This window comes from Enterococcus sp. AZ103 (genome assembly GCF_051714685.1).
Lineage (GTDB): Bacteria > Bacillota > Bacilli > Lactobacillales > Enterococcaceae > Enterococcus_A > Enterococcus_A alishanensis.
In genome coordinates this window covers 199,682-220,123 of record NZ_JBIOSI010000002.1, presented here as the reverse complement: position 1 = coordinate 220,123, position 20,442 = coordinate 199,682, and the positions used below count along the sequence as shown (strand labels likewise).

The window sequence follows — 20,442 nt, the reverse complement described above, 5'->3', positions numbered from 1 at the left end:
TTTTATAATATGATTGAATGAATGGTTCAATTAATTTAAGAAAAGAGTTGATCTGAATGAAAAAATTTTTTGTACTGTGTCTGACGGGTTTCATGTTGTTTATTTTAACCAGTTGTGGAAAAAACGCTGAACCAAAATTAGTGAATACTGTTGAGATCAAGCAAGTTGTCAATCAGATCAAAGTGGATTATGACGCAGATGATTTGAAGGTAAAATATCATAATAAACCTTCGATTATTCTAAAAGAATATATGAATGAAGACAATCAAAAGTATTATGCAGAAATTGACTCGAGTCAAAAAAGCGTGAAAATTACTGAAGGTAAACGACCGAAACGGACAAGTTTTAAAGCTTTTGTCGAACTAATCTTACCTGAGGAATTTGATCAAAACCTGACGTTGCATACTACTAGCGGAGCCATTGATCTGCTAGAAACTAAAAAAGAATTTGATAGCATTTCTTTAGATACAACTAGTGGTGAGATTCAACTGAGAAATAGCCAGGCTAAATCAATCAAGCTAACGACGACTAGCGGGAAACTAACGGCAGAAAAACTGGCTGCAACAGATGAAATGATTGTTGAAAGCACAAGCGGGTCGGTCGAATTTAAAGATATCGCTGCTGAAAACTATCAGATAAAAACGACAAGTGGAGAAACAAGTTTAGAAAATGTAACGGGTAATGTGCATTACACAACCACTAGTGGAAAGTTAAATAGTTCAGACTTAGTCGGTGGCGGCAAATTTGAAGCAACAGGTGGTGGAGATATCCAGTTAGTGTATAAAAAAGTAGAACAAGATATTTCTATGGATGCTAAAAACGGTCAAGTTACTTTAGATTTACCAACAAAAACCAATTATCAGATTAAGATCAACACAAAAAATGGAACAATTGAGAGTAATTCAGAATTTAATTTGAAAGGAAATCAACAAGAAAAAATTGGTGGGACAAAGGATTCAGAATATGTAGTAAAATTGGCTACAAAAAATGGTAACATAGATCTTAAAGGTCACTAAAAGGAGTGAATCAGATGAAAAATCGTTTGGATTTATTTTATGGAGCAGGCAGCCATTTATTTATCAACAAAGGCTATGCCCGCACGCAAATGAAAGACATTGCTCAACAAATTGGTTTATCAACTGGCATGATTTATCAGTATTTTAAGGGTAAGAATGATTTATTAGATTTTATTATCAAATGTACGATTGAGCCTAGTTATCTGCATCAAGATTTTGACTATCCGATTCAAGGTCAGTTGTTTGAACATCTAGATCAGGAAATAGATGCTGCTTTTGAAAAAAATGCTGCAGACTTTAATAAAGGCATGGAAAATCCCAATTATACCTTGGTAGAAATGTTTTCTGATGCCTTTGATGTGATTGCAAAATATGGAGTGGGTTGTTTAATTATTGAACATAATGTAGATGATTTATCTAAGTTAGCTGAGTCTTACCGTGATTTTAGAAAGATTTATTTTAAACAAGTTTATCAATATGTTGAACGATTTATTAATGAAGGTCAGATGCGAGAAGTTGAGGATAAACATTATACTACTCGGACAATTATTGAACTCTTGGCTTTTTGGGGAATGCATATTATGAACGATGCTTTTGAGCGAGACGAAGCTTTGACCCATGAAAAAGCCAAAAAAATCTGTTTGGACAATCTTATACCTGCTTATAGTAAGAAATAATCTGGATGATTGACTATCCAGATTGTTTTAGCACAGATTTATGAATGAATGGTTCAATTAATTCGTGGAGGTGATAAAATGATGAATAAAAAAATGAAGATACGACAATTTTTTTGGCTTTTTGTAATTGGTTCGGTAATTGGCTTTTTAATAGAAAACTGTTATAGCTGGATTCTTTTAGGAGACTTGAGTTTTAGAAGAGGCTTAGTTTTAGGACCATTTACCCCAATCTATGGTTTTGGAACGGTCATATTTACTTTATTTTTAAAACCACTTCGGCGAGAAAACCCAGTGATTATTTTCTTTTTCTCTAGTTTACTTGGAGAAATTATTGAATTTACAGGTAGTCTAATTGAAGAACTAATTTTAGGAATAAAAATGTGGGATTTCAGTCAACAGCCATTTAATTTAGCTGGTAGAACTAGCTTGATATACATGTTCTTTTGGGGTGTGATTGGAGTATTTTATTTGAAATTTCTGTATCCATTTTTAATCAGACTCATTAATCATTATTTAATCCAACAACGAATGATTTATTTTATATTTATTGCTTTCTTTATCATGAATTTCACCTTATCAGGATTAGCTATCAACCGTTGGACGGAAAGACAATCTTATCAAAAAAGTGACAATCAAATCGATAAAAAATTAGATCATCAATTCCATGATGATTATTTGACTGAAATTTTTCCCAATTTAGAATTAGCTGAACAGGAGGAGTAGAAAATGAAACAACTTTATTGTGATTCGGAAAGTATCACTAGTGGCTTAATTCATTTGTGGGGAACCATGTTGGCGATTGGTGGCACAGTTTTATTAATTTTAAATGCCAAAAGTTCTGAGGCAATCGTAGCTGCCTGTATTTACGGGGCTAGTTTAATCGGATTGTTTCTTGCATCGACAATTTTCCACATTTTTTATGTATCAACAAAGATTCATCGCATTTTACAAAAAATTGACCATTCATTCGTATTTTGTTTAATCGCTGGAACGTATACGCCTATTTGTTTATTGGTTTTAAATAAAACCATCGGACTAGTATTGTTAGTGAGCATTTGGTCATTGGCACTGGTAGGTATTTTAGGAAAAATCATTTGGTTTCAGCAAAGTAAGTGGTTTTCGACGATTATTTATTTGCTAATGGGATGGGGGATTGTTGCATTTAGTGGGCCTTTGATGGATAAACTTCCGAGAGAAGCGATCTTGTTTTTACTTACTGGTGGAATATTTTATACTATCGGTGCAATTATTTATGCGACAAAACCTTTACAGTTTCATTTTAAAGCCTTTGGAAGTCATGAATTATTTCATCTTTTTGTGTTAGCTGGAGCTATTTGTCATTATTATTTGATGTATCAATTCATTATCTAATCTTAGAAAATGAGAGAAGAATCTCTATATGAGGTTCTTTTTTTGTGTTTAAGACAACAAAAAATATAGTGATCCGTTATTTTAAATACACTTATTTGTAACGAAAAAGGAATCTTACTTAAATCATCTGGTGGTCTCTTTTAAAATATCACATGAAGGGTATGAATAATCTGATAATTATTATATATTCAAATTTTTATTTCTAAAAAACAAAGTATGTTTATAGTAGATAGAATGAATAATTAGTTATTTTCTGCGAAGAACCAATTATCTAACATTAATAAAGAATTTTTTGTCGTACCAATCTAGCAAGCCTTCATCTCAATAAATAGGTAATATAAAAAATGTTATCTATATTTATTCAATAATTATTAATATTAAGTAATTGATTTTAAATTAAACGATTGATATTTTTGTGAAAATGAGCTAAAATCAATCTAATTTATAAGAAGGTAGGGAACAGCTTGGACGGAAATATTTTAAGTTTAATTGGGGTACTGATTGTTATTGTTGGATTCGCCCTGAGATTAGATTCAATTTTAATTGTAGTTGTCGCTATGATTGTGACAGCTCTAGTAAGCGGTTTAGGGATTGAAACGATGCTAGAAACTTTGGGTAGTAGTTTTGTCGCAAACCGAGGAATGGCAATTTTTATTATTATTATGTTAGCAACTGGGACTTTGGAACGTAATGGTTTGAAAGAATCCGCTGCACGAATGATCAAAAAATTCAAACGGGTGAATACAAGTGCTATTTTAATGATTTACGGTGTATTCAGAACTGTTTTTGCGGCCTTTAATGTTAGTTTTGGCGGCGTAGCTGGCTTTGTGCGTCCAATTGTTTATCCAATGATGGAAGGTGCAGTTGAATCAAAAGGCTTGCCAGATAATGAAGAATATTTTGAAGACTTAAAAGGGATGTCTTCCGCGATGGAAAATATCACTTGGTTCTTCGGACAAAACTTATTTATTGGTGGTGCCGGAGCGTTGCTGGTACAATCTACTTTGAAAAGCTTAGGCTATGATGTTTCATTGGTTAGATTAATGGTAGTAGAAATCCCAGTAGCATTAGTAGCATTAGTCGTAGCGTGTATTTATTTCCATTTTAAAGACAAACGATTAATGAAAAAATACTACGGCGACAAGGGGGTTAAGTAGATGTCATTTTTCTTAGGCTCAGAAGCTTTACTTAGTGAAAAATTATTAGAAATTATTTATATCGTAATGGGACTCATTGCAATTGGGACGGGTATCTATAATTTAATGGACAAAACCAACAAAAATCGCTATGGCTCAGGGCTTTTCTGGCTGGCGATGGGGATCGTTATCGGTTTTGGTCGTTTTATTCCTAGTTTATGGACAGGTATTATCATTATTATTATGACAATTCCAGCTATCCTACAAAAAGTAACAAAAGGCAAAAGCAATGCTGCAAGTCGTGAATATATGGAAAAAATGTCTGATAAAATTGGCATGCGTATTTTTATTCCAGCTTTAACTATTGGTTTCGTGGCAATTATTGTGGCATTATTTACCGATTTGGGAGCTTTAGTCGGTGTGGGAATTGGTGTCTTACTATCAATTATTATTTTGATGCTATTTTCTAGAGACAACAAACCATCTGTTTTCTTTAAAGATGCGGTAGATATGTTGGGAACAGTTGGTCCATTATCAATGTTACCAATGCTTCTAGCTTCTCTTGGAGCAATCTTTACAAGCGCTGGAGTTGGTGAAGTGATCTCAAGTGGTGTAAGTAGTGTGGTTCCAGCTGGGAATTTACCGCTAGGAATCACGATTTATGCGATTGGCATGGTGATCTTTACGATGATCATGGGTAATGCTTTTGCGGCGATCACTGTAATGACTGTTGGAATTGGCGCACCTTTTGTTTTAGCTTATGGTGCTGATCCAGCATTAATCGGAATGATTGCTTTATCATGTGGCTTCTGTGGTACTTTAATGACACCAATGGCAGCTAACTTTAATGTCGTACCTGTCGCGATTTTAGAAATGAAAGACAAATATGGCGTTATCAAAAATCAAATTTTCGTTGCGTTATTTATGCTAGTTTTCCAAATTTTTTATATGATTCTATTTAGTTAAGAAGGGAATTGATCTTTAATGAAAGTTTTAGTTACCGGATTCGACCCATTTGGCGGAGAAAAAGTAAATCCTGCCTTTGAAGCAGTAAAATTATTACCGTCAGAAATCGCTGGCGCAGAAATTATCAAATTAGAAGTACCAACAGTTTTTGGTGAAAGTGGTGAAAAAGTTGCAGCAGCCATTAAATCAGAACAACCTGATCTCGTAATCTGTGTTGGACAAGCTGGCGGACGAGCTTCTGTTTCATTTGAACGGGTAGCAATTAACTTAAATGAAGCCCGGATTGCAGACAATAAAGGCAATCAACCATTAGGTCAAGCGATTCAAGCAGATGGAAAAAATGCATACTTCACCTCATTACCAATTAAAGCGATGGTTCAAAATGCCAATGATCATGGCTTACCAGCGTACATTTCTTATACTGCCGGCACATTCGTCTGCAACGAAATCATGTACAATTTATTGTATACGATCGAAAAAGAAGGCTTAGATATCAAAGGCGGATTCATTCACGTACCTTTTGAACCAAGCCAAACAATCGGTAAAGCAGTCGACGTACCATCAATGCCAATTGAAACAATTTCTAAAACAATTGAGTATGGTATTGCAGCAGCGGTTACCAATAAAGATGATATTGAAATCAATCTTGGCACCACACATTAGAAAGTAGTTGCTTATGGAGTTCTTTTTAAATTCAGAAATACCTATGAATGATAAATTATTAGAGCTCATGTTTATTGTGATGGGCCTCTTATGTATTTATCTTGCTTTAAAACATTTAAGAAGCTGGCGAGGATTCGCCAGCTTTGAAGCTTTTTTATTCTGGTTCTTATTGGGTGTGGTTTTGGCAGCGGGACGTTGGTTGCCTAGTTATATAACTGGTATTTTAATTTTGATCATGACCCTACCAGCGATTCAACGGAAAAGTCAGCCTTTTACTGGAGTAGCGAAGAAAATTAAGTTTGATCCCCAACTATTTCAAGGAAATAAGATTTTTATTCCCGCTTTATCCATCGGTACAGTCGCTATTTTATGTTCTTTTTTCACAGATATTAGTTCGCTGGTCGGCATTGGGATTGGCGTCGTTTTAGCGATGTTCATTTTATTCATTTTTTCGCGGAAAAATACTCCACGGGTCTTCTTACGAGATGGCGCCAATATGTTAGAAACAATCGGTCCGTTGTCGATGTTACCGATGTTGCTAGCCTCGTTGGGAGCCATTTATACCGAAGCTGGTGTTGGCGTAACGATTGCAGAAATCATGCAAAACATGGTGCCAAAAGGAAATGTCTATGCAGGGATGATTTTACTTTCTGTCGGCATGGTAATTTTCACGATGATCATGGGAAATTCTTTTGCTTCGATTACAGTGATGTTAGTAGGAATTGGTTATCCTTTTGTTTTGAGCTATGGCGTAGATCCGGTGATTGGCATGATTGCTTTAAGTATCGGCTCCTGCGGAACGTTAATGACACCAATGGCGGCAAATTTTAACATTGTCCCGGTAAATATCCTAGAGATGAAAGACAAGTATGGCGTGATAAAAAACCAGATTGTGGTGTCATTAGCAATGTTTGTTTGTCAGTTGTTGTATTTGTTTATGTTTATATAGTGAGAAGTCAATTCAATTTAGTTTGAATTGGCTTTTTTGTTGTCTAGTTTAAGAAAATTTGAGATGTTATCCTTTAATGAGATAAAACAAAGGCATCTCTAATGATGCGCCAATATGAAGCCAAGAGATCAAAAGAATAAAAAGTCGCAAGATGATTAGTTCGTCAATGCTGTATTTTCATGCCTTTTAAGCATGTTTGAAAATTTAATAAGTATTGGCATCAAATGAATCTCTCCGTTAAAGTTGAATAAACATTAAAAGGAGAATTTGCGATGGAATATACAAAATTAGGTAATACAGGATTAGATGTCTCACGAATTTGTTTAGGAGCGATGAGTTTTGGTGATCCGGTGAATTGGGTGCATAAATGGGCTTTAGAGGAAGATGAAAGCCGGCCGATAATTAAGAAAGCCTTGGATTTAGGAATTAATTTTTTTGACACAGCCAATGTTTATTCGATTGGTCGCAGTGAAGAAATCTTGGGTGCAGCCTTAAAGGATTACGGTAAGCGCGATGAGCTTGTTTTAGCCACAAAAGTGCATCAAAAAATGTTTGATGGGCCAAATGGCGCAGGACTTTCGCGGAAACATATTATGTCGCAAATTGATCAAAGTTTGGCGCGTTTGCAGACGGATTACGTGGATTTATACATTATTCATCGTTGGGACTACGGCACGCCGATCGAAGAAACGATGGAAGCTTTACATGATCTAGTAAAGGCTGGAAAAGTGCGTCATATTGGTGCTTCAGCGATGCATGCCTTTCAGTTTCAGCAGGCCAATCAGGTAGCCGAAAAAAATGGTTGGACCAAATTTGTATCGATGCAAAATCATTTGAATTTGATTTATCGTGAAGAAGAACGAGAAATGATTCCGTATTGTGAATCTGAAAATATTGCCTTAACGCCGTATAGTCCGTTAGCTTCAGGTCGATTGGCGCGAAGTCAGCAGGAAACTTCTAAACGTTTAATCACTGACAATGTTGCACGTTCTAAATACGATCAGACAGCAGATAAAGATCAGTTAATTATTGATCGAGTTGGTGAATTGGCTGAAAAATATCAGGTTAGTCGTGTGGAAGTATCTTTGTCGTGGTTATTTAGTAAGCCGACTTTAGCAGCGCCAGTAGTTGGTGCGACAAAGTTATCCCATGTTGAAACAGCCGTAAAAGCAGTTGATTTAAAATTATCTATTGAAGATATACAATATCTTGAAGAACCTTACGTGCCGCATAAAATTGTTGGCTTTTTTTACATTAAATCAATAATTTTTTTTCCGGCAGTTTCTTCCAAAATAATTGAAGTTGATACTTTGCCGTAATGCATCAGTGCAGCTAGTAATTTTTCTATTTCTACAATCGTTTGAGCGCGTCCCTGTATAATATAGTTTTCTTCGCCAGTCACTGAGTCAAAAGATAGAGTGGGGTTAATTTGTTGTGCCTTTTTTATAAAATCGGTGAAAGAGATGGTTAAGTTACTTATTTTTACATAAAAAGGGATACTGTAACCCAATTTGCTATAGTCTATATCAATCGTAAAAGTTCTTAAAATTTTAGCATCTACCATTTTTTCAATTCGGCGTTTGACACTGGGCTCTGACAATTTAACGGCTGTTGAAAGATCTTTGATGCGCATGCGGCTATCAGTCGATAGTAATTTCAAAATTTTTAAATCAGTTTCATCAATCGTCTCCATAAGTTGGCTCCTTCAAGATAAAAATTGTGTTTTTTTTCGAATAATGTCATTTTCTCTAAAAAATGATGGGTCATTTGTATTTTAAACGAAAAATTAGTCGAAAGAAACTTTTTTAAGGCATATTCAAACAAATCAATCATTCGATATAATAAGTCCATAGTTTGAAAGCGCTTTTAAATTAATTAAAAGAAGGAGGATGTCAGTGAATAAATGGATGAAATTTTTCTTACTTTATTTGGGTGGTACCTTAATCGGAATGTCTCAATTAAAAATTGCGCCAGTTATTAATCCATTGTCGCAATATCTCCACACCTCTTTAACTCAGATGTCACTACTAACATCAGTATTTACTATTTCAGGAATTTTTATTGCGATTCCTGGCGGCGCATTAGTTACTAAAATTGGTGCGAAGAAGCTGCTTTTGGGGATTATCGCTTTGTTGGCAATTGGTAATTTCTTAGGAACTGTTGCAGGCTCGTTTTCAATGTTACTAGTCACACGTGTTATTGAAGGGATCTCTTTTTCGACAATTGTTATGACGGCAGTCGTTTTAATTAGTTACTGGTTTAGAGATAGTCAGTATTCTGGCACGGCGATTGGTATTTTTACTACTTTTCCGGCTTTGGCTTCATTAATCTCAATGAATTTGTTTTTACCTCTATCCGAAAGATTTGGTCACTTTGCTAGTTGGTATTTAATTGGTGGGCTTTCTGTTATTCTATGGTTTTTATATTTCTTTTTCTTAGATGCACCGAAGGCAGAAGATCAGTCAGTAGAAGAAAAAATTACTGCACCTTTTCGTACGGTTTTAAAAAATAAATCAGTTTGGATTTTGGGGGTTTTACAAGGTTGTATGGCGTTTGTATTATATTCTTACATCGCTTTGTATCCAGTATTGTTTAGTGATTATTATCATCTTTCGCAAGGTACAGCCAATTTTTACTCTGGTTTATTTGGTTTATTTGGGATTCCTTTTGGTGTTGTGGCAGGATTTTTATTGGATCGAGTGAAAAAATCTGGTTTAGTGATTTTGGTGGCTTTTTCTACGATGGCATTGGCGTGTTTAGCAGCACCTTTTTTAGGTGGAGTTAGTGGTTTGATTATTGCTCAAGTCTTTTTCTTATCAGCGGCAGCCATGTTGGCTTCCTCTTCCATCACCATTTTAGTACCAAGAGCGGCAGGAAAAGAACAGTTGATTGGTTATTCAATGAGCTTTGTCAATTTATTTTATTATACGATGATCGTGATTGGTGCCCCTTTAATTTCTAAAATAGTTGAACAATTTTCTTGGTTGACAGGATTATCAGTTTTAACTGGGGTGGCTTGTATCGGCGTGATTGGATCAATTATTTATTTAGCAACAAATCAGACAATTAAAAATTAGGAGGAATTATTGTGAACACAAATTTTGAAACAGGTTTAAATTATGCCAAAGATTTAGATACTAAGGATGAGTTACATCAATATCGTGAAGGTTTCTTTATTCAACCGGGTGAAATTTATATGGATGGCAACTCTTTAGGAATGGCTTCTAAAGCTGCTGTAGAAAATATTGATAAAATGATTGAACGTTGGAAAAAAGAAGGTGTCAGAGCCTGGAATGATTTATATATTTATGGCGAAAAAATTGCGGCTTTAATGGCGCCAATCGTGAATGCTTCGCCTCAAGAGATTACTGTGACTGGCAGTACAACTTCAGATATCCATTCGGCTTTAGCAACATTTTATCATCCGACAAAAGATCGTTATAAAATTTTAGTTGATGATTTGAATTTCCCAACCGATCGTTATGCTGTCGATAGTATTGTAGAATTAAAAGGATATTCTATTGAGGATGCAGTGAAAGTTGTCAAAAGTCCAGATGGTGAATTTATTGATGAAACAGCTGTGATTGAAGCGATGACAGATGATGTAGCGGTGATTTTATTACCAACTGTTTTATATCGAAGCGCACAAATTATTGATATGAAACGTTTGACTGAAGAAGCCCACAAACGCGGAATTATTATTGGTTTTGATTTATGCCATGCGATTGGCGCGATTGAGATTGACTTTAACGATGTGCAACCAGATTTTGCTGTTTGGTGCACGTATAAATATTTGAATGGCGGCTTAGGTTCGACGGCTGGCTTATATATTAATCAAAAACATTTTGATAAAAAACCTGGATTAGCTGGCTGGTTTGGCAATCGCAATGATACCCAATTCCAGTTAAAACATCAATTCGAACCACAACCTGATGCCAGCGGCTGGCAAATTGGTTCTCCAGCAATTTTTTCAATGGCTGGCTTAGAAGGCTCGTTACAAATTTTCAATCAATTAGGGATGAAAAAAATCCGTGAAAATTCTTTAAACAAAACAGCCTATCTTATGTATTTAATCGATCAAGAATTAGCAGAATATGGCTATTCTTACGGAAACAGCATCGATGATCAAGTTCGCGGCGGCCACGTTTGCTTACAACATGAAGAAGCCTATCGGATTGCGGCAGCTTTGAGAGACAACGGCGTAGTACCAGATTTCCGTGAACCGAATGTGATTCGCTTAGCACCTATTGCTTTATATACTTCATATGAAGAAATCTATCAAGTTGTTCAAACCTTGAAAAAAATTGTTACAGAGAAAATTTACGAAGATTATAGTAATGTGCGGTCTTCGGTCGTTTAATATAAATAAAAAGCAAAAAAATTTAATATTTTTTTTGCTTTTTTTATTATAATTATATATTTTTTTTAAAATTAATGATATTATCCACTTAGAATCATGAGAGGGGTTTCATTATGAAGAAGAAACTATTTTGTTGGCTCGGAATGTTTTTTGTCAGTTGTTTGTTTCTTTTTGGACTAACTTCAAAAGTTGATGCAGAGAAGTTTTTCTATCAAGAAAATACACCGGAATATAGTAATCCAAGTGCACCTCTTAAAATTCAGACGAAGGATAACCATTATCAAAACTCTCCTGCTTATAGTAATCCTGATGGGAAGATTAGTTATCGTGGAATATATCAACAGAGTGAATTAAATAAACTGGCAGAGATTGCAGGAGGTGACGATCAGTATTTAGGAAATTCTGGTTTAAGATTAGCAGCAACAGATTATTTTTATGGGATGAAAGAAGGAGTTCCATATTACAATGTTATTGGTCCTGATGGCGTATATCAATTATATAATGAATCAGAATTCATGAGTGATCAACAAGTTAGATTTGCTGCAGATTATTGGAATAAATTAGCTAGTCAGACCATTGTAGAAGTAGTTGAAAATCGTGAAGAAAGTGATCAAGTCATCTATGATAGTGAATGGATAGGTTCTGGCGGAGTCCCTCTGGGTGGTCAAACCTATACAAATGGATTGAAATTTTATCCTGGCAATTGGAAACCCGATCAATTTAATGAAACACAATTAGATCAGCAGAAAGTGGCAACTTTAATCCACGAAATTGGTCATGGATTAGGGATTCCTCATTTAGGTGGGGGTGTTGATGGGGCCAATGCATCAAGAGATATTCAATGGGGTAGTGAATTTATGGCACCGTGGAGTCCCTTTAGAAATCCAGATGGAATAGTTAGCTCTGATGAAAATGCAGCTAGCTTGGCATTAGCTGGTATGACTTATCAAACGCCTAAAAAGTTAGCCTTCTGGATATTAGGCAAAAAAAATGATTATAATGTGGTTTATACACCATCAAAAGAAGTTGTCTCAACAATTCCGATTGGAGTTCAAATTAATTTTCCTGGTCACTTTTTAAATAAACGTTATACAGCTAAGGCACAGGTGAAAATAGTTGAAAATTATAACGTTTATCAATTCGATAATGGAATCATTGAACGAGGAGAAACTGGCATTGCGAATCAGCCGGGAATCACTCAATCTTATGGAATGATTGGTCAAGTAGTATCGGTTACCGACTTGTACACCTCAAATTACGATAGTGTGGCTTATTATCGTTTTGATTTTAATGGTGACAGCTATATTGTTGATTCACTAGCTTTTGAAACGAAAATAGAAAAAACAGGAATAAATCTTGATTTTGATAATAATTATTTAATATCAGTTGAAAAAATCAATAAAAAAATAAGAGTCACCAAAAATATTATCGTTTCAACTATTGATGACATCTTACTTGAAAATACTTATAAAGATGATGCGACTAGAGCGGGCTCAACGTGGTCAGCAGGTTTAATGGGAGGTGAGTTGACAGCTGACTATTTATATCAGTCAAATAATGGTTACTACTATTACGGTGTTTTCCATAATAGAAAACTACATGTATTTAATATTATTGGAACACAATAAGTAAAGCCAAACTTATAAGTTTGGCTTTACTTTTCCATTTTTTCATTCCATTTATTAGGGCTCCAAATATTTCCTTCTAACGCAATTTGTAAAGATTCGTTATCGTCTTCTAATTGCTCGATATATTTGATGGTCTCTGTGATAGCTAAATTATTTTCGCTATTTTGTAATTTCGTTAATTCTTCAGCTAACCATGTATTTCGCATTTCCTTCACCTCAAAAAGAGTGTATCATGGATATTGGGAGTCCAATAAAATAATGCTTGTTAGGAGAAATACAATGAGGCTTAATGAAAACGTTATCAAAGAAGTTCAAGCTGAGATTGAAAGTGTCAAAGAGGAACTGGCTTATATAGAAAGCAGTAATTTTTCTGGTGAGTTAAAGGATCAGCGGATTTTAGCATTGACGAAAGCATTAGAAGAAGCAGAAGATTTTTTGGCTGCACAAGCAGAATCTTAGTCTAAAAAAACCTACGATGGTATACTCAAATGGTAGTAAAATTATTAAAAATTTGAGAAGTGGGGGACAGAATTATGACAAACAAAGATGAACTAAAAGGCAAAGTAAATGAAGCCAAAGGTAAAGTGACTGATGATGAGTCCACTGAATTAAAAGGGAAAGTACAACAAAAATTTGGTGAAGCTAAGGATGCTGCGAAAGATAAAATGAACAAAGCTGCTGGCAAAATCAATGAAAAACTAGATAAAGAATAATATTTTACCTGTCTCCTTTAAAGAGGCAGGTTTTTTTCGTATAATATTGCTTAAGACAAAAATTAAGGAGATAGCATGGTAGACTTTAAATATTGTAAAGATTCATTCGCAATTCAAACTCATCGGATTTTCCCATTAGATTTAAATACATACGGTTTCTTATTTGGTGGAAAATTAATGACATTAATTGATGATACAGCGTCTATTTCAATTTCTAGACATTGCCGCCGAGCTGCAGTAACAGGTTCATTGGAGGAATTAAATTTTTTAAACCCACTTCATAGCAATCATTCCGTCTGTGTGGAAAGCTATGTTTCAGGTGCGCATCGTAAATCAATGGAAGTTTTTGTTAAAGTGATTGGCGAAAATTTAATGACAGGAGATCGCTATCTAGCGGCCACTTGTTTTATTAACTTTGTAGCAATTGCTGATTCAGAACATCCAGATAAAGATTTTGTCGTGCCTCAAGTTCAACCACAATCAGAGGAAGAAAAATTGATTTGTGATGGTTATCCAGCAAGACGGGCTGAGCGCTTAGCGAAAAGAACCGATTATAAAGAGTTTATTGAAAAGCTTTCAATTGCTTTACCATGGGAAACTGAAGCTTAATTTGACAAACAAGTAAAACTTTTCAATAATACTTGAGAATACAAATCCAAATGATTGAAGGAATTTTTGATGCAAAAAGTTGAAATATTAAAGCGATTAGAAAAAGCTGGTGTCATTGCTGTTGTTCGTGGTAGCAGTAAAGCTGAAGCGTTACAAGCAGTAGATGCAATTGTTTCTGGTGGGATGAATGGTATTGAATTGACTTTTACTGTTCCTCAAGCAGATCGAGTAATCGCCGAATTAGTCTCAAAATACCATGATCAGCCGGAAGTGGTCATTGGTGCGGGGACAGTTTTAGATGCTGTAACAGCTCGCTTAGCAATTATGGCAGGTGCGCAATATATTGTCAGCCCGAGTTTTGATAAAGAAACCGCTAAAATTTGTAATTTATACCAAATTCCTTATTTACCAGGTTGTATGACAATCACCGAAATGAAAGAGGCTTTAACTTACGGTTCAGATATTATCAAACTCTTTCCTGGCAGTGCCTTTGGTCCAAGTGTGATTAAAGCATTTAAAGCCCCATTGCCTCACTTGAATATTATGCCAACAGGCGGTGTCAGTTTAGATAATATGCAAGAATGGTTTGATGCTGGCGTGATTGCTGTTGGTGTTGGTGGAAACTTAATGGCACCAGCTACCCATGGCAACTTTTTAGAGGTCACCAATATGGCGGAAAAATATATGGCTAAATTTAACGAAATTAAAAAATAATTTTTTGAGCTGAAGATGAAAATCTCAGCTTTTTTTGTGTCCAATAAAGAAATCATTTACAATAAAAGTAATATTAATTTAGGAGGATATAATGAAAAATTATTTGTGGGGATCGATTATTTTTTTTACCTGTTTATTTATAGGGGGAACTGTCTCGGCTAATGCAGAGGCACAAATGTATCGTTTATACAATTCTAACTCGGGAGAACATTTTTATACAAAAGATGCAGGGGAACGGAATCATTTGATTACTTCTGGTTGGGATTCAGAGGGGATTGGTTGGATTGCGCCAGACAATGGGGAACCAGTTTATCGTGTTTATAATGCAAATGCTGGCGATCATCATTACACCATGAATCTGAGTGAAAGAGATTATTTAATTTCGGTGGGCTGGAAAAATGAAGGAACTGGCTGGTTTTCTGATGAGAATAAGCGAGCACCTATTTATCGAGCCTATAATCCAAATGCGAAAGCCGGTAGCCATAACTATTCAGCACATTCTAGTGAACAACAAGGCTTGATTTCTGCTGGTTGGCAAGATGAACAAATTGGTTGGTATGCTGTTGCGGCTGGTGGAAATTACAGTGCTGCTGAAAAAATAGCACAAATAAATGCATTGTCTCAACGCTATAGCAATCGAAATGTTAATATTTATTATGAAGGTTTAGTCGATAACAATGCTGGTACAGCTGGAATCAATCCTGACCGACAAATTTTTGCTGCCTCAGTAGCTAAATTACCGATTGCTGCTTATGTACAAGATCGAATAAATCGTCAATTATTGGCGCCATCGGCTGAACTTTTATATTTAAATTCAGCCAATTATGTAAATGAGGCCACTTCAACTGGTGGGACTGGTTCAATCCAATTTGAACCAAATTTTTGGAACAAACACTATACTGTCGATGATTTAATGCGGCGTTTATTTGTGAATTCAGATAATTTAGCTAGTAATCAACTACTCGCGCAAATTTGTTACAATAATATGGAAGATTTTCAGCGTTATATCAATAACGTTTATGGAGTCAGTCAATATTCAAGAATGATGACGGCTGGAGAAGCAGGTAAATTAATGGCTGCTATTCATCGACAAAATGGGATCGCTAATCAGGTCATGTCAGAAACAGATTGGAAAAATGATAAAATTGGCGCTTTACCAGTAAAAGTCGATCATAAAGTGGGTATGGCAAATCGTTACAATCATGACGCTGCAGTTGTTTATGGCAGTCAGCCGTTTATTTTGGTAGTATTAGGAACAGATATTAGTAATCAAGAAATTACCAAAATAGCTCAAGGAATATATCAAATTGTTCAAAGTTAAAAAAAGATCTCAAAAGCTAGACTAGCTTTTGAGGTCTTCTATTTGGGAAAAAGTCTTTTTTCATTTGGATTAAACCATAGAGTAAAAAACTGACTGCGAGTAAGACGATAGTTACCAATAAAATAATGCCACCAGATAACAATGCAGGAGACTGTAAAACAGTGAGTAATGGATTGATTAAAAAGATTGAGCCACCTTGCTCTTTCAAATTTTCTAAAGCTCGAATCACATCATTTGTTTGAAAATGATTAGGCATTGACTGACTTAAACTGGCTAATGGACGATTGGCGATGGCTAAATAACCAGCAGCGAAATTTCCCAAGGCCAACAGACCTAAACCAAAATTCCCCATGCTTAATATGCCAATCGAAAAGTTACCAAAGCCAGCTAATCCAGCTGTAAAATTGCCAAAAGCCAGTAAACCGGTAGAAATGGCACCGATGGAAACCAATCCAAAAGAGAAAACACCAAGACTGAAAATTCCTTGAGAAACGATGCCAAAGGAAACAATTCCCCGTGAAAATAAAGCTAAACTAAAAATGCCAGTGGCTTTTGGCAGTTCTCTTAGCTGATGAAACAATTCTTTTTTAGTAAAGTTTTGCCGATAAAACCAATTAAAATTAGGAATGACTATATGAATTAATGGAAGCAGACCAATCATAAATGAACTGCAAAATTCAAAATAAGTGGGTGGCGCTTCTGGATCTAACAATTCGTCAAGCGATATATTTAATAAATTCGAAATTTGTTTCAAAGTTGCAATATCCGGTAGACCTGCTTGACGTTCCCATTTTGAAATTGTTTTATCTGACACATGTAAAAGGGCAGCCAACTCTTTTTGTGTCAGATGATGATTTGCGCGATAATTTTTTAATTGTTGACTTAAATTATTTTCCATATGCTGCCTCCTCTTTTTTGAAAGTTTAGCAAAATAAACTCGAAAAATGAATAGTTTTTAAGGAATTCATGACTCTACTCTTAGTAGAATACCGATGTAACAGCAAAAAACGGCAGATCAACTGCCGTTAGAAATCTATTTCATCTTGATGTTCAGCAACATAAGCTTTGGCTTCTTTGTTGATTGTTTTCAAATCAACACCTTGTTGTTTTGCCGCAAAAACACAACCACAATAACATTGACGATAGACGTCATATTCTTTGCACATTTCTACCGAACGTTTATAGCCTGAATTTTTCTTAAAGTCGCTTGGCAAATAATTAGTATCGTAAATTTTTTGGATATCCATTCCAATTTGATTAATCAATTGACTGTTTTTCTTTGGAGAAATTGTTAAAGCTGAACCAAAGTAATCATAACCCCGCTCAACAGCTTCCTTAGCAGCTAAATCTAGACGCATATTAAAGCACGCAGAGCAACGGGCTCCACCTTCACGTTCTTCAGTCAAATTATTTTCAATCACCATTTTAACAAATTCATTTGGCTTATAATCATCGACGATTAAATCAACTGTATTACCAGTATTTTCATTAAAATCATCAATAAATTTCTTTTGAACTAAAACGCGCCGTTGATATTCACTTTCTGGATGAATATTTGAATTGGCAAAAAAGATCGTTACATCGGCATATTCAGTTAAAAATTCCAAAGTATAAGTGCTGCAAGGTGCACAGCAAGAATGAATCAAAATTTTGGGACGGGCTACTTGTTTTTCCCAATCTTGAATCATTTTATGTAACACACGGTCGTAATTGACCTTTTGATTTTTCATTTTATCTACAATCGTTGTTGCATCTATCATTCTCATCACCTGTTGGTATTATAACAAAAATAAGAAAATTTGAAAGTAGCATCCTCAGCCCCGTACTTTCTTAAAAAAAAGAAAGTGTTTTCATCAAACTTTAAGGCGAGTACCTGCGGTTCTTTGATATAATTGACTTGTTAAAATTAAAGGAGGACATTTCATGAAAATCAATCAGTTTGGTTTGAAAAAAACTTCGTTAGCTGATGCTAAGCAGGAATTGCAAGAGCTACAGTTTCTAACTGGAAGTGCAACAGACGGTACAGCATTATGGTTTGAATTTTTACAAAAAAGTTTATTAAAGGTTAAAGACGAGAGTGGTTTTATCGCAAAACTTGGTAATTTCTTGGCGACTGAAACTTCTGATTTAGCAAATTTTTATCAAGAAAAACAAGTATTAACAAAAAAAGTTTTCTATACTGTAGCTTTACAACAGTTGGAATTCTTTAATGAAATTGATTTCAATGTAGAGACTTTAGAAGAAGATTTAGTTAAAATCAATATCCCAGTTGTAGAGGGCGATTTTACTGATCCAGATGTATTAATCGAAGCTTGGTATTTATTATTAAATACGCATACTAAAAATGGTTTGGCTTTCATTGATAAATTAGCAAATCAAGGTTTTTATGCTGACAAAGAATTACCTAAACCTTACTTTTTCAATGGAAAGGCCCAAGCTGTATTTGCGACAGATAAATTAATCCGTGAGGTCGTCTATGTAGAAGCACCATTAGATACTGATTTAGATGGTAATCGTGATTTATTAAAGCTAGAAATTTTACGGCCATCAGAAACAGAAACTGGTTTAAAAGTACCTACATTATTTACCGCTAGTCCCTACGCACAAGGAGTAAATGGTCCTGCCGGAGAAGCTTTAACTTATGATGTAAATGTTCCATTAGAAAGAAAAGAACCAAAGGATACTCCTTATGAGCAAATTCGCTTTAAAGGAAAAGATGAAACGATTCCTGCTGAAAGAGCAGTCAACGGTGAAAGTAAATATGCAACTGAAACTTTCACACGAGAAGGAAGCTATACACTAAATGATTACTTCTTAGCTCGTGGTTTTGCAGTTGTTTATGGTGCTGCAATCGGGACACAAGATTCAGATGGTATTCAAACTTGTGGCTCAGTAGCACAGACTACAGCAATGGTTGCTTATATTGAATGGTTAGCAGGAAATCGTCGGGCTTTTACCAATCGAATAGATAATATCGAAATTAAAGCTTGGTGGTCAAATGGAAAAGTTGCCATGACTGGGAAATCATATTTGGGCACTTTAGCGACTGCTTGTGCGACTCGACAAGTAGAAGGCTTGGAAACAATTATTTCTGAAGCAGCGATTTCTGATTGGTACCAATATTATCGCGACAATGGGTTAGTAATTGCACCAGGTGGATTTCCAGGAGAAGATGCCGATGTATTAGCGGTTGAAACTTTCTCTAAAATGCATAATGCAGGAGATTATTTACACACCAAAGATTTCTTCAATAGCTACTTGAAAGAAATGGCGGTATTGCAAGATCGTACCACTGGAAACTACAATACTTTCTGGGATGAAAGAAATTACTTGCCATTTATTAAAGATATTAAATGTGATGTAGTCATGGTACATGGCTTAAATGATTGGAATGTGAAACCACGTCAAGTTGGTGATTTGTGGGATGCGCTAAAAGATGTACCAGTATCGAAAAAATTAATTTTACACCAAGGGCAACATATTTATATTAACAATATGCCATCGCTTGATTTTCACGATATGATGAATTTGTGGTTTTCTCATAAGCTTTATGGTGTCGAAAATAATGCTAAAGAAATTTTACCAGATTTATTGGTTCAAAATAATACTAAAGAAGATACTTGGGAAACGTTCAACGATTGGAAAGGCATGGAAGAAAAAGTCTATTATTTCGATAAAAATGAATTATCGGAAAACGAAACCAATGGTGAAACAACTTTCTCTGATAAATTACCAATCGCACAATACGAACGGTATAGTAAAAATAACCCATTATGGGAAACAGAAATGCTGACAGATGATGCAATGGAAGGTCATCGATATTTAGCAAAAACGTCAGAATTAAATGAAGAATTGCTGATTAACGGCCGAGTAAAAGTTAAGGTTAGAGTGTCTTCTTCAGTTGATTTTGGCATGTTGAATTTTGAGTTAATTGATTTTGGTACAGCGAAACGATTAAAACCTGTGCCAGACACTTTGGCATTAAAAGGACTACAATTAGGACAAAATTGGCGAGAAGACAACTTAGTTGAAATGAAACTAGGGGCACCAACTGAGTATAAAGTTATTACCCGTGGTCATATCAATTTACAAAATCGTGAAAATCCATGGAAAGTCAATGATTTAATCGCCGGAGAATTTGTTGATGTAGAAATTGATTTACATCCAACGATTTATCGACTAGTCAAAGGACATAAGTTAGGCTTAGCCATTTATGGAACAGATTTTGCGTATACTGTTCGCGGCAATCAAGACATTGATTACACGATTGATTTTAATGAATCACGTTTAACTTTACCATTGGATTAATTGAGGCGAAA

At 35.1% G+C, this 20,442-nt stretch carries 22 protein-coding genes; 18 read left to right on the top strand and 4 right to left on the bottom strand.

The window, feature by feature from the left end; translation table 11 throughout:
- The first annotated feature begins 56 nt into the window (after positions 1-56).
- From ID741_RS15640 to ID741_RS15600, 9 genes are all read left to right on the top strand, one after another.
- Positions 57-1,016, top strand: coding sequence for a DUF4097 family beta strand repeat-containing protein (locus tag ID741_RS15640; protein ID WP_438720671.1), 960 nt, complete (start codon positions 57-59; stop codon positions 1,014-1,016).
- Between the two features lie 14 nt (positions 1,017-1,030).
- Entirely contained in the window at positions 1,031-1,693 is a 663-nt protein-coding gene (locus ID741_RS15635; RefSeq protein ID WP_438720670.1) for a TetR/AcrR family transcriptional regulator, read from the top strand.
- Positions 1,694-1,771: 78 nt separating this feature from the next.
- Positions 1,772-2,416 (top strand): putative ABC transporter permease, encoded by a 645-nt coding sequence (locus ID741_RS15630; RefSeq protein WP_438720669.1) that lies wholly within the window; start codon positions 1,772-1,774, stop codon positions 2,414-2,416.
- Between the two features lie 3 nt (positions 2,417-2,419).
- Positions 2,420-3,064 (top strand): PAQR family membrane homeostasis protein TrhA, encoded by a 645-nt coding sequence (gene trhA / locus ID741_RS15625; RefSeq protein ID WP_438720668.1) that lies wholly within the window; start codon positions 2,420-2,422, stop codon positions 3,062-3,064.
- A 464-nt stretch (positions 3,065-3,528) separates the two neighbouring features.
- Positions 3,529-4,221: a DUF969 domain-containing protein gene (locus tag ID741_RS15620; protein ID WP_218325777.1), complete on the top strand. Its 693-nt coding sequence runs from the start codon at positions 3,529-3,531 to the stop codon at positions 4,219-4,221.
- Positions 4,222-5,166 (top strand): DUF979 domain-containing protein, encoded by a 945-nt coding sequence (locus ID741_RS15615; RefSeq protein WP_218325778.1) that lies wholly within the window; start codon positions 4,222-4,224, stop codon positions 5,164-5,166. It begins immediately after the preceding gene.
- A gap of 18 nt (positions 5,167-5,184) precedes the next feature.
- Positions 5,185-5,829, top strand: a complete 645-nt coding sequence (gene pcp, locus ID741_RS15610) for a pyroglutamyl-peptidase I (protein ID WP_438720667.1) — start codon at positions 5,185-5,187, stop codon at positions 5,827-5,829.
- Positions 5,830-5,842: 13 nt separating this feature from the next.
- Positions 5,843-6,778, top strand: coding sequence for a 5-oxoproline transporter, DUF979 family subunit (locus tag ID741_RS15605; protein ID WP_438720666.1), 936 nt, complete (start codon positions 5,843-5,845; stop codon positions 6,776-6,778).
- Between the two features lie 272 nt (positions 6,779-7,050).
- Positions 7,051-8,097 carry an aldo/keto reductase gene (locus ID741_RS15600; RefSeq protein WP_438720665.1) on the top strand — a complete coding sequence of 349 codons (1,047 nt, stop codon included), beginning with the start codon at positions 7,051-7,053 and terminating at the stop codon, positions 8,095-8,097.
- On the opposite strand, the gene ID741_RS15595 is transcribed toward ID741_RS15600, so the two are convergent.
- On the bottom strand, positions 8,028-8,471 hold the full coding sequence (locus tag ID741_RS15595) for an Lrp/AsnC family transcriptional regulator (protein ID WP_438720664.1): 444 nt from the start codon (positions 8,469-8,471) through the stop codon (positions 8,028-8,030). The genes ID741_RS15600 and ID741_RS15595 overlap by 70 nt on opposite strands.
- A 202-nt stretch (positions 8,472-8,673) precedes the next feature.
- Here ID741_RS15595 and ID741_RS15590 point away from each other — a divergent pair, with 202 nt between their 5' ends.
- The 3 genes from ID741_RS15590 to ID741_RS15580 all read left to right on the top strand — a co-directional run bounded on the left by ID741_RS15590 (position 8,674) and on the right by ID741_RS15580 (position 12,766).
- Positions 8,674-9,855 (top strand): MFS transporter, encoded by a 1,182-nt coding sequence (locus ID741_RS15590; protein WP_438720663.1) that lies wholly within the window; start codon positions 8,674-8,676, stop codon positions 9,853-9,855.
- Positions 9,856-9,866: 11 nt separating this feature from the next.
- Positions 9,867-11,138, top strand: coding sequence for a kynureninase (gene kynU / locus ID741_RS15585; protein WP_438720662.1), 1,272 nt, complete (start codon positions 9,867-9,869; stop codon positions 11,136-11,138).
- 113 nt (positions 11,139-11,251) lie between these two features.
- Positions 11,252-12,766 (top strand): hypothetical protein, encoded by a 1,515-nt coding sequence (locus tag ID741_RS15580; RefSeq protein ID WP_438720661.1) that lies wholly within the window; start codon positions 11,252-11,254, stop codon positions 12,764-12,766.
- A 26-nt stretch (positions 12,767-12,792) separates the two neighbouring features.
- On the opposite strand, the gene ID741_RS15575 is transcribed toward ID741_RS15580, so the two are convergent.
- Positions 12,793-12,972: a hypothetical protein gene (locus ID741_RS15575; RefSeq protein WP_438720660.1), complete on the bottom strand. Its 180-nt coding sequence runs from the start codon at positions 12,970-12,972 to the stop codon at positions 12,793-12,795.
- A 73-nt stretch (positions 12,973-13,045) separates the two neighbouring features.
- On the opposite strand from ID741_RS15575, the gene ID741_RS15570 reads away from it, so the two are divergent.
- From ID741_RS15570 to ID741_RS15550, 5 genes are all read left to right on the top strand, one after another.
- Complete coding sequence (locus tag ID741_RS15570) at positions 13,046-13,225, top strand: hypothetical protein (RefSeq protein WP_438720659.1); 180 nt, start codon at positions 13,046-13,048, stop codon at positions 13,223-13,225.
- 74 nt (positions 13,226-13,299) lie between these two features.
- Positions 13,300-13,479: a CsbD family protein gene (locus tag ID741_RS15565; RefSeq protein WP_218325786.1), complete on the top strand. Its 180-nt coding sequence runs from the start codon at positions 13,300-13,302 to the stop codon at positions 13,477-13,479.
- Positions 13,480-13,554: 75 nt separating this feature from the next.
- Positions 13,555-14,088 (top strand): acyl-CoA thioesterase, encoded by a 534-nt coding sequence (locus ID741_RS15560; protein WP_438720658.1) that lies wholly within the window; start codon positions 13,555-13,557, stop codon positions 14,086-14,088.
- Positions 14,089-14,157: 69 nt separating this feature from the next.
- Positions 14,158-14,802 carry a bifunctional 4-hydroxy-2-oxoglutarate aldolase/2-dehydro-3-deoxy-phosphogluconate aldolase gene (locus ID741_RS15555; protein ID WP_438720657.1) on the top strand — a complete coding sequence of 215 codons (645 nt, stop codon included), beginning with the start codon at positions 14,158-14,160 and terminating at the stop codon, positions 14,800-14,802.
- A gap of 91 nt (positions 14,803-14,893) precedes the next feature.
- Complete coding sequence (locus tag ID741_RS15550; RefSeq protein ID WP_438720656.1) at positions 14,894-16,123, top strand: serine hydrolase; 1,230 nt, start codon at positions 14,894-14,896, stop codon at positions 16,121-16,123.
- A 16-nt stretch (positions 16,124-16,139) separates the two neighbouring features.
- Here the strand turns inward: ID741_RS15550 and ID741_RS15545 are convergent, their stop codons facing one another.
- Positions 16,140-17,021, bottom strand: a complete 882-nt coding sequence (locus ID741_RS15545) for a helix-turn-helix transcriptional regulator (protein ID WP_438720655.1) — start codon at positions 17,019-17,021, stop codon at positions 16,140-16,142.
- A 127-nt stretch (positions 17,022-17,148) separates the two neighbouring features.
- On the bottom strand, positions 17,149-17,883 hold the full coding sequence (locus tag ID741_RS15540) for an epoxyqueuosine reductase QueH (RefSeq protein ID WP_438720654.1): 735 nt from the start codon (positions 17,881-17,883) through the stop codon (positions 17,149-17,151).
- 163 nt (positions 17,884-18,046) lie between these two features.
- Between ID741_RS15540 and ID741_RS15535 the strand changes: the two genes are divergently transcribed.
- Positions 18,047-20,431, top strand: a complete 2,385-nt coding sequence (locus ID741_RS15535; protein ID WP_438720653.1) for a Xaa-Pro dipeptidyl-peptidase — start codon at positions 18,047-18,049, stop codon at positions 20,429-20,431.
- The last annotated feature ends 11 nt before the right edge of the window (positions 20,432-20,442 follow it).